The organism is Pseudomonas helleri, from assembly GCF_001043025.1.
Taxonomy (GTDB): Bacteria; Pseudomonadota; Gammaproteobacteria; order Pseudomonadales; family Pseudomonadaceae; genus Aquipseudomonas; species Aquipseudomonas helleri.
In genome coordinates this window covers 246,958-259,521 of the sequence record NZ_JYLD01000006.1, presented here as the reverse complement: position 1 = coordinate 259,521, position 12,564 = coordinate 246,958, and the positions used below count along the sequence as shown (strand labels likewise).

Here is a 12,564-nt window from a genome sequence, read left to right as displayed (position 1 = left end):
GGGCAGTTGTTCATGAGGCTGTTGCGAGCGCTTTGCTCTCAACCTTAGCGGGCCTTGAGGGCTTGAATCGCGCCGCGTCCCGCGCCGGTGGCAGACCATACAGGCGCGCGTACTCCCGGTTGAATTGAGAGGCGCTTTCATACCCAACGGTGTAGGCGATGGATGTTGCATCTAGTGTGTCGAACAGCAACAACCATCGCGCCCTCAACAAACGCAGGCGCTTCTGATACTGAATCGGGGTCATGGCCGTCACCGATTTGAAGTGCCGGTAGAAAGCGGCCACGCTCATGTCTGCCATGACGGCCATCGGCTCTACCCGAAAAGGTTCGGTGTAGTGTTCACGAATCCATTGAGTGACACGGCGGATCTGCATCATCCGGCCATCCGGCCGCGCGACATCCCGAAGAATCCCCCCTAGTGGCCCCTGTAACGCGCGGAACAAAATTTCGCGCTCAATCATCGGCGCCAAAATCGCAGCCTCATACGGGTGATCCATGAGCCGCATCATGCGCAGCCATGCGTCGATCATGTGCGCGGGTGCAAGCACGCCCTCGAAACATGCGCTTTGCGCCGCCCTTGGCGTTTTGCCTTCGTCCATCAACAGCCCAGCGATCACCTCAACGTCCAGCGTCAGGCTGACCGCGAGATAGGGTTGATCTACTGCACTTGCGTGAATCTGACCCGTAGCGGGCACATCGACAGGCACCAGGAAATAGTGGCCTGGCGAGTAACTGTAAACCTCTTCCCCGATTGACAGGGTCTTGGTGCCCTGAAGCACCAAATGCAGCATCGGTTGATAAACCTGGTTGGCACAGGCCTCGGCCCGCACCATCGCCACACGGGGTAATCCGGTATCGGTCCACTTGTCTTGTGCGCGCATCACGATGCTGCGCAGTTCTGCCATTGGTTTTTCCATGCCTTCCACCGTGAGCCAAACCCCGGGGCATAGCAAGCCAACTGATAAGAATAGGCAAGTATGTGCGACTAACCGGCAAACCTCGGTGGCTTCAATGCCCGAATACTGATGGCAAGCGGCTCGATGCGTTGCGGTTGTATATCGCCTGACTGCACCGAAGCCTTCTGTCACGTAACGTCAAAAGGGCTGGTCATGAAACTCGAAGGAAAAATAGCGGTTGTCACGGGCGCATCGAAAGGCATCGGTGCCGGGATCGCCAAAGCTTTGGCCGCGCAGGGCGCAACAGTCATCGTCAACTATGCCTCCAGCAAGGCCGATGCAGATGTTGTGGTGGGCCATATCACAGAGCACGGCGGTTCAGCATTCGCCGTACAGGCTGACATGAGTCAGGCAACTGATGTTGCGCGCCTGTTTGAGACAGTCCGCACGAAGTACGGCTCCCTGGATATCTTGGTCAACAATGCCGGCGTCGCGGTGTTTCAGATGATCGATGACCTGACCGAAGAGGCCTTTCACAAACAATTCAATTTGAACGTGCTGGGCTATCTGCTTGCGGTACGTGAGGCCGTCAAACTGTTGGGGCCGACAGGCAGCATCATCAATATCAGCTCAATTCTGAGTACTGATCCCTACCTCGCGTCGAGTGTGTACTCGGCAACCAAGGGCGCAGTCGATACATTGACCTTCGCACTGGCCAGAGAGCTGGGGCCGCGTGGCATCAGAGTCAATTCGATTTTGCCGGGGCACACGAACACTCCTGCTACCGACGGCAATTTCGCCGGAGCGTTCGGTGAGAAACTTATTGCCGGAACTCCGCTGGGACGTTTCGCAGAGCCTGAAGATATCGCGCCGCTGGCCGTGTTTCTGGCGTCTGCAGACTCGCACTGGGTGACAGGCGAATCCATCCGCGCAGCGGGCGGTGTGCGCGGTGTCGGTTACTAGCGCGACGGGTAAACCTTCAGGCCCACGCTGGCGTGCGCCTGAAGTGTCGGTTGGCGGGTAAACGACCGGATCAGGCTTGTGCCATGCCGCCGTCTGCAAAGAGCTCGGCACCATTGACGAAACTGGAGTCGTCACACGCCAGGAACAAAGCAGCCTTGGCGATCTCATCCGCTTCAGCGACTCGGCCCATCGGGATGAGGGTACTCAGATAGTCGATCATGCCTTGCTGCTGCGCCGGATCATCCCCCGCGTACCCCAGCAAAGCTGGCGTGCGCACAGGTCCCGGGCTCAACACATTGACCCGGATGCCGGTGCCTTTGAGGTCAAGAATCCAGCTGCGAGCCAGATTACGCACCGCCGCTTTGGACGCAGAGTAGACGCTGAATGCCGCCGTGCCCGCGATGCTGGCGCTAGATCCTGCAAGAATGACTGACGAACCGCTGACCAGCAGTGGCAGTGCTTTCTGGACGGTGAATATCAGCGCTTTGACGTTCAGTCCAAACGTCTCATCCACTTGCTGCTCGGTGATCTGTCCCAAGGGCAGTAGCGTGCCACCGCCCGCGTTTGCGTACAGCACATCGATTCGCCCCGCCTCGGTTTTGATCTGTTCGAACACATGATCAAGGTCGGCCATCCGGGTCGAGTCTGCCTGGATGCACGTGACGTTGGCGCCGATAGCGTTGTGCGCCGTTTTTAGCGCCTCTGCGTCACGTCCGGTGATGTAGACATGTGCACCTTGTGCGGCGAACAGCTTGGCGGTTGCCAGGCCGATACCTTGGGTGGCGCCGGTGATGAGTGCGATTTTGCCGTCGAGTCTGTCGGACATGATGAATACTCCTGGTGCCTTAAGAGCCTGGCCTGAAGGGTTCAGGTCAGCAACTTGGGGGGAGTCTAGGAGCGTCGTCTCTAGGGCAGAAGCCCGTGAAAATAGAGACATAATTCATCTGGATGGATAATCAGACGTGTGTATTGCAACGGGGCCTTCAGCGTCGCTCAACGGCTTGAGTGCTACAACTTTCGTTGTTGAACAGCTCAACTGCCCAGTCGATAAAGGCACGTAATTTTGCGCTGGGGTGGCGCGCTGCCGGATAGACCAATTGCAGTGGATGGGGGGCAGGGGCCCAGTCCTCAAGTACCGGCACCAAACGCCCTGCAGCCAGGTGCGCCCGCGCGCTAAAACGAAAAATTTGCCCGATCCCCATCCCGGTCAGCACCGCTTCGGTCAGTGCCGTACTCTCGCTCACGCTGAGGGCAGGCTGACCATTGACCTCGTATGTCTCATGACCTTTGGCGAAGTGAAGCGGCAGTGTCTTTCCGGTGTGCGAAAAGAAATAGCGTATCGTGCGGTGGTTTTGCTCAAGCGCTTGTGGGTGAGTCGGTATGCCAAAAGAGGACAGGTAATCAGGCGTCGCACAGGTGACGAAGTCTGCATTGCACAGGTGGCGTCCAATCAGCGAACTGTCCGGTAATGCGCCGCCGCGAATGACACAGTCGACGCCATCGCCAATGAGATCCGCGGGGCGGTCGTTGACCCCAAGCAGCAATTGCAGGTCAGGGTAGCGGGCATGAAAATGCGGCAGTGCCGGGATAATGACCAGATTGGCCAGCGATGAACCAATGTCCACGCGAAGCCTGCCTCGGGGGCTGGCGCGTGCCTGACGTGCGGCGAGATCCATTTCGTCGAGCCCTGCGAGCAGGTTCAAGGCTTGCTCCCGGTAGGCTTCACCGGCCTGGGTAATAGTGAATGAGCGTGTACTGCGTTCGATCAGCTTGGTGCCCAGATGTTGTTCAAGGTCCTGAAGCAGTTTGCTGACGGAGGAGCGTGGAATGTTCAACGAATCGGCTGCTTTCGCAAACGAGCGGGCGTCAGTGATTCGGATGAAAACCCGTATGGCGAGAAGTTGATCCACAGCTGCGCTCCAGGAAAACTTAGGGGGATGGCTCACATTTCTCTAACATTCAAGTCGGTAGTGTCTCGATTTCTCGGGAGTCGAAATCAGCCTGGGCCTGCATGACCGCAGCCAAGTGGTCGAGCGTCCAGAGATACAGGGCGTTGAAGGGGTGTTCAAGTGTCCTGCCCAGCGGGGTGATGCTGTATTCAACCGCCACCTGCGAGGAGGGAATGACACGTCTTGCCAATATGCCATTGCGCTCCAGACGTCTTAGCGCCTGGGTCAAGGCTTTTTGGGTGATCCCGTCCAGGCACCGTTTAAGCTCATTGAATCTCAATGGCTTCTCGCACAGCGCTGCGAGAATCAGCACCGACCACTTGTCAGCGATCTGATCGAGCAGAAAGCGGCTGGAGCAATCTACGCCTCGGTCCGGGGATGCAGAGCCTGAGTGTGCTGCGGTTTGAGCGGTGGTTTCGCGCATGGGTTTCCTTGGGTATACCTGATAGCTTCAAAGTGCGTAATTGATATTAGGTATACAAAATATACCATTGGACTTCTACCTATCCGGAGTTGCCCATGTCATCCCTCTATCAAACAAACACAGTCGATCATCTCGCTGTCGTTGACACTCTTTACCGCTTCGCTGCTGGCATTGATTTGCGTGACGAAGCATTGCTTCGCTCGGCTTTCACACAGGATGCTGTTTCCGACTTCAGGCCTGCTGCAGCCAAGGCCGGCTTTGAATATCCGGTGCTTGAAGGTCGGGACGTCATCGTTGGCGCGTTATCCAGTTCGCTAAGCCAAGTTGATACGACCCATTCGGTCAGCAATCCCCGAGTGACAATCGAGGGCGACACGGCACATCTTGATGCATTGGTGGAGGCACAGCATGTGCTTAAAAGCGATCCTGCGCGCCACTACTTGATGAAGAACCGCTACGACATCAATTTGGTCAGGCTCGGTGAGGTCTGGAGTATTCAACGGGTGACGGTCGACAACGTGTGGCGCACGGGCGACCCCTCAGTGCTCATGGGCATCTAACAGCGAGGGGCTCAGGCTTTTCGGCCAGCGATAATACTGGTTGATGTCGGCATACAGCCTCACGGCACGCCGTGGGGTTTACTGCCCCCCCACAATGACTGAATGATGGTTTAAGACCCGGTGAGTTGCCCGGCCAAGCCACGCATCCATCCCTCACTCCCGCTTCCAGGCCATCTCATTACCCGAAAGCATCGGCACCAGCGACCGATCACACATATCGGCCATGGACAGTAGCTTCTGCGCCTCTTCTTGATCACCTGCCTGAATCAGTCGCCAGGCTTTGACGCGCATCCTCTGGCCGTGGTCATAAAGGTTTTCGGAGGCTCTGGCTATTCCCTCGTTACCTGAAGGCTTGTTCATGGGGTGGGTTCCTGCTGTGTTCAGTGGAGAGTCACAACACGGCGGCTCTCGCCAATGCGGATTCTGTCTAACGCCCGGTTTAATGCATCAAGTGCTTCAAGCAGTGCTTTAGCCTCGGTCTCTCTGCCATCGCCCCATAAACGTTCTGCCATTTTATTGAGTGTCAAAATGGAGCGCTCGATATCTGCAGCAGTAGCGGCTGCAGATGTTGCAGTTTGTTTCTTCGGCATTGTCACAACTTCTGCAGTTCTGGATGGGCAGCCATCTAACTATCATTGATCCGCCTGGCTTGCCAGCCCCGTTATGTATCCCGGTGGTAATGAGGTTTTGCGCAGGCCTGTGTGCGTGAATTCGCTGGACACTTAAATTGTAAAAATCCAGTTGTAGGATAAATCCGATATGCGGTGAAGCAATGGCCGGCGCAACATCAAACGACCAGGAGGGTGGTGATAAGGGTGATTCAGCGAGTGGTAGTGATCGTGTGCATGGTCTTGCAGGCACAGACGGCTTTGGCAGAGGGGTTGCAGGAGATTGCCGTCGCGTTGGCCTACCCGCGAAAAGAAGTCATCGCCAAGACAGCCGAACGCAAGGGTGGGGATGTTGTATCGGCATTGATACTGGAGAGGGCGCTGATAAGAAAACGAGCTGACGGCGCCCAAGGGTCGCCCTGTGAGCAAGTAGAGGACAGTTTAAAGTCGGGTTGCCTGCTGTTGGTCAGCGCCAATGCGATCAGTGACGGTAGATTCGATGATCTGCGAGGTATTTTCGCAACGCTTGATACTCGTGCAAAGAATCAGTTGTTCCAGCTCGTTCCTGTTGCTTTATTCGAAAAGTTGGCAGCCTTATCGCCTACGCGATTGATCAGCCAAGCTGAAACCAATATTGCCTTGAGTACGGAGAGCGAGGGCTTTTTGCAAGACAGCACAAAGCCTGTTGTCGATATCGAAATAAATGGGCAGAAGGTAAGCGGCGCACTTGATACCGGTGCCAGTGTCACCCTTATCAGCGAACAGGATGCAAGGCAACTTGAGTTAACGCCCCTGCACTATGACGCCGAGATAGGCACTTATTATCGGGCTGGCAAAGTGAAGGCGGCTTTGTATCAGATCAAGGAACTGAAGATCGGCAATACGCAAATGCGCGATGTTGTGGTTTTAGTTGGAGGGCAGATGACGCTTATTGGTCTGGATATGATCTCGCGATTCGACAGTTTGTATCTCTCGCCGGAGCGTATTGCCATCAACCTGTCTGCTCATGAACTTGCAAGCCTGGAAAAAGAGTGTCGAGCAAGGGTGTTCCTGAACAGCGATTTCATGCGCTTTAACCAATTCTTGTACTTCATCGCCAAAGTGGATGGCAAAAGTACGATCGTGGCACTGGATTCCGGGTACTCGGGCGACTATCTGGCGACTGCGATCATGCCGCAAGGTGCTGTGCGGGACATCACATCCAGTGGTGTCGTCAACGACGCACGCGGGGCGGCTTACGAGCAACCTTACAGTGCCGAGGTCGAGGTGGAGGCGGGTAATAAAACAATCCGGATGCCCGCGATCTTTTCGGGGACTCGCAAGCTACCTGCACCCTATGTGCTGGGCTGGAGGGGCTTCTCTCACTACCACTTGGTTTACAACGTTAAATCTGCAAGGGCGTGCTTGATATGAAACCACTTAAGACACTGCTCCCGTGCTTGTTAGCACTGATTGTTCTGCAGACCTCTGCCAGTGCGTTAACGATTGAGGATGCTCGCGCCGAGTACTCGGCAGGGCGCTATGACAACGCGTTCTCCATGGCTCAGCAATTGGCTGCGAATCCCGATGAATTGGCGGCCAGGCACATGATGGCGGGTCTTAAGCTGACGGGCAAAGGCACGCCCAAGGATGTTCCCGGCGCGCTGGACATTTGGAAAGCGCTGGCGGCCAAGGATTATGAGCGGGCCAACGCAACCTTGGGCGCCCTGTATCTGGCAGGTGGCGATATCGAGCAAGATCTCGACCTGGCCAAGACCTACCTGGAAGCAGCGGTCAGGCAGAAAAATCCGGAAGCTACCTACAACCTGGGTTTTATGTACCAGCATGAACTTGGAGTTAAGTTTTCTGAGCAGAAGTTTCTCGATCTCTACAATCTCGCAGCCGCAGTTGGCTATGCAAAAGCGTTATTACAGTTGGGCTTGCTCAATGAGCGCAACATCCTAGCCGATGCGTCGATGCAAAAGGCTTGCGATTTCTATGCGCGAGCAGGTGAGGTAGGATTGGCGCAAGGAGCCTTTCAGGCAGGTAAGTGTTTTGCAACGGGTAACGGAAAAGCCAAGGACCTTAAGGCGGCCTTTCGTTGGTATGAAATCGCGGCACTCGCCAACGACTCGATGGCACAGGCCAATCTGGGCTACATGTATGAAAAGGGTTATGGCGTTTCCGCCGATATGGCCAAGGCCTACAAGTGGTATCGGCTCAGTGCTGACAAGATTCCATCGGCGGCGCAACGGGCCGCAAACCTCACCGAAAGTGGAAAACTGGACCCGGACCTGACAACGGAACAGCAGAAAAAACAATGGCAGGATGAACTCGCCAAGAACATCGAGTTGGGCAGGCAACGTGACGGAATTCTCTTCAAACAATAGGCTGTCTGCCTCAATAACATCCGGCCAAAACACTCCCGAGCCACCTTGCGCACATCTCCCCGAACCTGCGAAAACCATGTGCTACGCTCTTTCGGGTTTAAATCTACCTTTCTTTTCAACAGGGAGTGCGCAATGAGAAGCATCATATCCACGTTAACAATCACCCTCGCAGCGCTAGTGCTCAGCGCCTGTGTCACTGGTGGATCTAATAACGGCGGGGAGTTTGAAATCCGTACGGGCGTGCTTGAGCAAGTTGAACTCACGCAAGTCAAGTCAAACCATGACAGTGGTATTGGCGCCATTGTGGGCGGTATCGCAGGTGCCGGTCTGGGCAGTTTGATCGGTGCAGGCACCGGGCGTGATGTGGCCATGGTGGCCGGGGCGCTGGCGGGGGCCGTGGGGGGTAATTACGCCGAGAAGCAAAATTACGACAAACCCCGTGAGGCGCAACAGCTCATTGTGCGTCTGAAAAGCGGTGTTCTGGTGTCAGTAACCCAGCCGGTTAACCCGGCCTTGGCGCCCGGCATGCACGTGTACATCGAAGGCTCCGGCAGCGGTGCGCGAGTTATTCCGCAGAACTGATGTGCGCTGTTCGGGCGCACGATTTTAAAAGCTCAGGGCTGCATGCCCCTGAGCTTTTTTGCGAAACCAGTCACTGCCACAAATCCTCATTTCCTTCCGACATCAGGTGCGCCTGATAAATCATGCGTGCGCGATTTTTTTGCGTGCTATACCTAGTTCAAATCCCAACTTAAAAATTTAAAACATGCTCTCAATATTCCATCCCATTGATATGTATTCGTGGTTGATTCTAGTGTCTATGCTGCTGGTTTTGTGCCTGGCAGCGTTTGCAGGCAAGGTGGTGTGGGGCGGTAAAGCTGTTCGTAATGCTGATTTCGATGATGAGCTAAAAGTTGTATTAGGCTGCATCTTGTCGATGTTTGGTTTGTTGGTGGGTTTTATTCTTTCTTTTGCAATAAGCGGTTTGAACTCACGCATGGCCGCCGAAGAAAATGAAGCTGTCGCCATCGGTAATGCATTCCAGCGCACGACGTTGCTCACCGAGTCTCAGCAAGAGACCGCAGAGAAACTGCTGGAGGAATACCTGGCCCTGCGGATTGCATTTTATGCCACCGATGATGACGCCAAACGCGCGGATATCCGGATGGAATCCATCAAAAAACAAGCCTATATGTGGTTTCAAATCAGCAAGCTCGCGAAGGTTAACCCCAACCCGGTCATTGTGACCGTGCTTAATGCAAGCAGTGAGTTGTATGTAGCCCAGCAAAAGACCATGTCCAGCTGGCGGCATCAGATACCGGTCGTTGCATGGGCACTGCTTGTGTTAAGTGCGGTCTGTTCCAACTTTTTGATTGGCTACAATGCGCGGGGCAAGTCCGGGAGTAATGTGTTGGTGTGCATCATGCCGATTTTTACAGCGCTGGCACTGTTTATGATTGCGGAGATCGATGTGCCGGGCAAAGGTCTGATACGCGTGGCCCCCGATAACTTGAACGCCTTGATCTTGACCCTCGAACAAGGAGGGCTGACGTTCTAGTGGGCTAAAGTTGCCTGAGCGTGTCAGCGAGTCGCCCCCTCGAATCGCTGACCGATTGGCAGCCAGCCCCATTACCGGGTAACGTTAGCGCTCCAGTCCTTAACGATTTACGCCATGTCCTCGCTCAAGTTGCATCGGCTCACCATCCTCGGTTTGATCTTTTTCATTCTCGGCCTGCTCGGCGTCCTTTTCGCCCTGTACAGCATCTATACCGGGCCAAAGCCTACAGAGCCTGCCCTCATGCGCAGTCTGGTGCTGGCCGGGTGCATGCAGTTGACCGGCTGGGTGCTGCTCAACCGCAATCGCTGGCGCATGATGTTCGGCAAATCGCGTAAGTAGTCGTTAGCCTGGCACCCTGTGGGAGCGGGCTTGCTCGCGATTGCACCGACCAGTTGTTACAGGCACACCGAGTTGCCTGTATCGCGAGCAAGCCCGCTCCCACAAGGTGGAATTCTATATACCGCGCTAAAACAGCAACTCAACCCAGCACAAGGCGGCCTTCAAGCATCTCTTTGAGCACCACCGCCTCATTGTGTGATTGATCCTTGGCCGCATAGATCAGCGTGATGTCGCCTTGCTGCGCCTGTTGTTGGAGTTGCGACAGCGCGGGGTTGTTCTTAAGTTCTTCGCAGTAACGCTTTTTGAACTCGGGCCATTTTTCAGGCGCGTGTCCGAACCATTGGCGAAGTTCTGTACTGGGCGCGACCTCCTTGAGCCACAGATCAATCCTGGCTTTCGCCTTGGCCACGCCCCGTGGCCAAAGCCGGTCGACCAGAATGCGCTGGCCATCCGTGTCACTCGGCTGTTCATAAGCCCGCTTCAACATAATGCTCATGGCGTCCTCCCTGTTCACGCGATAAGACACACAGCGTAGCAGGGCAGGGTGCGCACGCCGTTTTCAGGCCGATTGCTGAACGAACCGCTCTATCAGCCATTTCGCGGCAGGCCCGGGTGGGGCGTCTGTGCGGTAGATCACGTCAAATGTGTAGTCGCCGCGCTCGTATTCAGGAATTTTCAATTTCACCAGCCGGCCGCTGTCCAGGTCTTCCTGGACCATCGGCGTGGGCATGTTGCCCCAGCCGATACCTTCACGTAGCAACATGTGTTTGGCGCCCAGGTCTGCCAACCGCCAGGTGCGATTACTGAGGACGGCGAAGTCCTTGTCCTTGGTCAGGTGCGAGCGATCGGACAGCACCAGTTGCGTGAGTTCGCGCCCGGCGCCCCGTGCGTTAACTTCACCGCAGGCCAATGGGTGATTCGGCGCAGCCACCGGGATCAGCTCGACACTGCCAACAGCAATGCGCTCGATGCCGATGAAGCCCTCATTCATCGGGCCGCTTACGCCGATGATGGCTTCGCGGTTCACCACCAGCTCAGTTACTGCCCCCAGTGCTTCCATATGCAGGTGAAGGGCCACGGTCGGGAACGCTTCACGAAAGGACTTGAGGGCATCCACTACCCGTTCGGCGGGCAGCATCACATCCACGACCAAGTGAACTTCAGCTTCAAGCCCTTGGAGCAGGCCTTTGACCTTGGCGCGCAAGCCATTAATGCCGTTGGTGATGGTTCTGGCCTCTGCCAGCACGGTGCGCCCGGCCTCGGTGAGTTGCGGCTTGCGAGTGGTATGGCGATCAAATAACGACACGCCGAGCTGCATTTCCAGGTTGGCGATGGAGTAGCTGATCACCGAGGTGGCTCGATGAAGTTTGCGCGCTGCGGCGGCAAAGCTGCCGACTTCCACAACGGTCAGAAACACGCGCAACTGGTCCAGTGTCGGTGTGCCGGGTTCAGACAGCATGCAGGTTTCATCGAATGTTCGTTGATGGCAGCAGAGTAGCTTGTCTAATAAATCGAATCTAATGATCTAAATTAACCAGCTATTCAGATTAGCGGGGCAGGCGCACCATTTCTTCAACAGAGCGGCTCATACCGAGCCGCATCCAACGGAAGAAATCCCAATGTCTACCTCCCAACCCATCGCCCATTCGGGCAGCGCCCAAGGCACTCAAACCGACACCGCTCAAGCCTCTGCAGCCTTGATTGGCCGCGTGCTACTCAGCATCATTTTCATCCTCTCCGGTATCTCGAAGCTCGCTGCACCGGCGGCGATGATCGGTTACATCGGCTCAGTCGGGTTGCCGCTTCCACAAGTGGCCTTGGTCGTGGCAATCGTTGTTGAAGTCGGTGGTGGCCTGGCGCTGCTCAGTGGTTACCGCGCCCGCGTTGCCGCAGCAGTGCTGGCAGTGTTTAGCCTGGCCACGGCGCTGGCTTTCCATAACCAATTGGCGGACCAAAACCAGTTCATCCACTTCTTTAAAAACGTCGCCATGGCCGGTGGCCTGTTGCAAGTGGTTGCCTTTGGTGTCGGTCGCTTCAGCCTCGACGCTCGCCGCCGCTGATACGCCCTCAACCACTGTGCCTGGGTTCAGATAACTCAAGCGCTCAAGCAGAGCCAAGCTAAAAGGAACTGACATGCTGGAACATCGATTCAAATCTGAACTCAGCGGTGGTGACTTTGGCTGGCTCAATGCGCGCCATCACTTCCGGGTCACGGCCGAGGGCAATCCTGCCCTCCGCCCGCTAGGTGCGCTGGTGGTCTGGAATGATGACGTGATCGCCCCCGGCACGGGTTTCCCGATGCATCCCCACCAAAACATGGAGATCATCTCTTGCTTGTTGGAAGGGGCCGTGACGCATCGCGACAGTACCGGCAGTTACGGGCGCACGGTGGCGGGTGATGTGCAGGTCATGAGCGCTGGCAGCGGCATCCGCCACGAAGAGCGCAATGAGGAAAGCATCCCGTTAAGGCTGTTCCAGATCTGGCTGCGACCACGGCAAAACGGCGGGCAACCGCGTTGGGCCTCCCGGCCGTTTCCAAAAGGCGAGCGGGCCGGCCAATGGGCTGTGCTGGCCAGCGGCAAGGCGGACGATCAAGGTGCCTTGCCAATCCGCGCCGATGCCCGCGTGCTCGGAGCGACGCTCAAGGCGGGGCAGCACCTGAATTATTCAATGACCGGGCAGGGTTACCTGGTCCCGACACTGGGCGCGTTAAAGGTCAACGCTGTTCAGGTGGAAGCAGGGGACGGACTGGCCATCACCGATGAAAGCCAACTGCTGGTCGAGGCCATCGACGATACCGAAGTGATCATGGTTGAGGTGTTTTGACGATAAAGACGATCACCATGACCGGCGGCTCGCCCATAAACCCTGTAGTCGCTGCCAAGGCACGAAGGCTGCG

General features: G+C 56.1%; 17 protein-coding genes. 9 read left to right on the top strand and 8 right to left on the bottom strand.

Annotated features, from left to right (window positions below; all coding sequences use genetic code 11):
* Positions 1-10 precede the first annotated feature (10 nt).
* Positions 11-916, bottom strand: coding sequence for an AraC family transcriptional regulator (locus TU84_RS12135; RefSeq protein ID WP_048369317.1), 906 nt, complete (start codon positions 914-916; stop codon positions 11-13).
* 192 nt (positions 917-1,108) lie between these two features.
* Between TU84_RS12135 and TU84_RS12130 the strand changes: the two genes are divergently transcribed.
* On the top strand, positions 1,109-1,858 hold the full coding sequence (locus TU84_RS12130) for a glucose 1-dehydrogenase (RefSeq protein WP_048369316.1): 750 nt from the start codon (positions 1,109-1,111) through the stop codon (positions 1,856-1,858).
* Positions 1,859-1,928: 70 nt separating this feature from the next.
* On the opposite strand, the gene TU84_RS12125 is transcribed toward TU84_RS12130, so the two are convergent.
* From TU84_RS12125 to TU84_RS12115, 3 genes are all read right to left on the bottom strand, one after another.
* Entirely contained in the window at positions 1,929-2,684 is a 756-nt protein-coding gene (locus TU84_RS12125) for an SDR family oxidoreductase (RefSeq protein WP_048369315.1), read from the bottom strand.
* Positions 2,685-2,841: 157 nt separating this feature from the next.
* A complete protein-coding gene (locus TU84_RS12120; RefSeq protein WP_048369314.1) occupies positions 2,842-3,768 on the bottom strand; it encodes a LysR family transcriptional regulator in 927 nt (308 codons plus the stop codon).
* Between the two features lie 49 nt (positions 3,769-3,817).
* Positions 3,818-4,231: a winged helix-turn-helix transcriptional regulator gene (locus TU84_RS12115; protein WP_048369313.1), complete on the bottom strand. Its 414-nt coding sequence runs from the start codon at positions 4,229-4,231 to the stop codon at positions 3,818-3,820.
* A 95-nt stretch (positions 4,232-4,326) separates the two neighbouring features.
* On the opposite strand from TU84_RS12115, the gene TU84_RS12110 reads away from it, so the two are divergent.
* Positions 4,327-4,791: a nuclear transport factor 2 family protein gene (locus TU84_RS12110; RefSeq protein WP_048369312.1), complete on the top strand. Its 465-nt coding sequence runs from the start codon at positions 4,327-4,329 to the stop codon at positions 4,789-4,791.
* Between the two features lie 153 nt (positions 4,792-4,944).
* Here the strand turns inward: TU84_RS12110 and TU84_RS12105 are convergent, their stop codons facing one another.
* Positions 4,945-5,151, bottom strand: coding sequence for a hypothetical protein (locus TU84_RS12105; RefSeq protein ID WP_048369311.1), 207 nt, complete (start codon positions 5,149-5,151; stop codon positions 4,945-4,947).
* A gap of 20 nt (positions 5,152-5,171) precedes the next feature.
* Positions 5,172-5,381 (bottom strand): hypothetical protein, encoded by a 210-nt coding sequence (locus tag TU84_RS25545; RefSeq protein ID WP_082148698.1) that lies wholly within the window; start codon positions 5,379-5,381, stop codon positions 5,172-5,174.
* 255 nt (positions 5,382-5,636) lie between these two features.
* On the opposite strand from TU84_RS25545, the gene TU84_RS12100 reads away from it, so the two are divergent.
* From TU84_RS12100 to TU84_RS12080, 5 genes are all read left to right on the top strand, one after another.
* Positions 5,637-6,812, top strand: a complete 1,176-nt coding sequence (locus tag TU84_RS12100) for a retropepsin-like aspartic protease (protein ID WP_157403797.1) — start codon at positions 5,637-5,639, stop codon at positions 6,810-6,812.
* Positions 6,809-7,768, top strand: coding sequence for a tetratricopeptide repeat protein (locus tag TU84_RS12095; RefSeq protein WP_048369309.1), 960 nt, complete (start codon positions 6,809-6,811; stop codon positions 7,766-7,768). Before TU84_RS12100 ends, TU84_RS12095 begins: the two co-directional genes overlap by 4 nt.
* A 132-nt stretch (positions 7,769-7,900) precedes the next feature.
* Positions 7,901-8,350 (top strand): outer membrane lipoprotein, encoded by a 450-nt coding sequence (locus TU84_RS12090; RefSeq protein WP_048369308.1) that lies wholly within the window; start codon positions 7,901-7,903, stop codon positions 8,348-8,350.
* Between the two features lie 238 nt (positions 8,351-8,588).
* Positions 8,589-9,326 carry a bestrophin-like domain gene (locus TU84_RS12085; RefSeq protein WP_228392691.1) on the top strand — a complete coding sequence of 246 codons (738 nt, stop codon included), beginning with the start codon at positions 8,589-8,591 and terminating at the stop codon, positions 9,324-9,326.
* Between the two features lie 114 nt (positions 9,327-9,440).
* A complete protein-coding gene (locus tag TU84_RS12080) occupies positions 9,441-9,665 on the top strand; it encodes a hypothetical protein (RefSeq protein WP_048369307.1) in 225 nt (74 codons plus the stop codon).
* 139 nt (positions 9,666-9,804) lie between these two features.
* Here TU84_RS12080 and TU84_RS12075 read toward each other — a convergent pair whose 3' ends face one another.
* The gene (locus tag TU84_RS12075) at positions 9,805-10,161 is read right to left on the bottom strand and encodes a DUF488 domain-containing protein (protein ID WP_048369306.1); all 357 of its coding nucleotides are present in this window, start codon (positions 10,159-10,161) and stop codon (positions 9,805-9,807) included.
* Between the two features lie 63 nt (positions 10,162-10,224).
* Positions 10,225-11,124 (bottom strand): LysR family transcriptional regulator, encoded by a 900-nt coding sequence (locus TU84_RS12070; protein WP_048369305.1) that lies wholly within the window; start codon positions 11,122-11,124, stop codon positions 10,225-10,227.
* A 160-nt stretch (positions 11,125-11,284) separates the two neighbouring features.
* Here TU84_RS12070 and TU84_RS12065 point away from each other — a divergent pair, with 160 nt between their 5' ends.
* Both TU84_RS12065 and TU84_RS12060 read left to right on the top strand, forming a co-directional pair.
* Positions 11,285-11,725 carry a DoxX family protein gene (locus TU84_RS12065; RefSeq protein WP_048369304.1) on the top strand — a complete coding sequence of 147 codons (441 nt, stop codon included), beginning with the start codon at positions 11,285-11,287 and terminating at the stop codon, positions 11,723-11,725.
* 73 nt (positions 11,726-11,798) lie between these two features.
* Complete coding sequence (locus TU84_RS12060) at positions 11,799-12,491, top strand: pirin family protein (protein WP_048369303.1); 693 nt, start codon at positions 11,799-11,801, stop codon at positions 12,489-12,491.
* Positions 12,492-12,564: the final 73 nt, after the last annotated feature.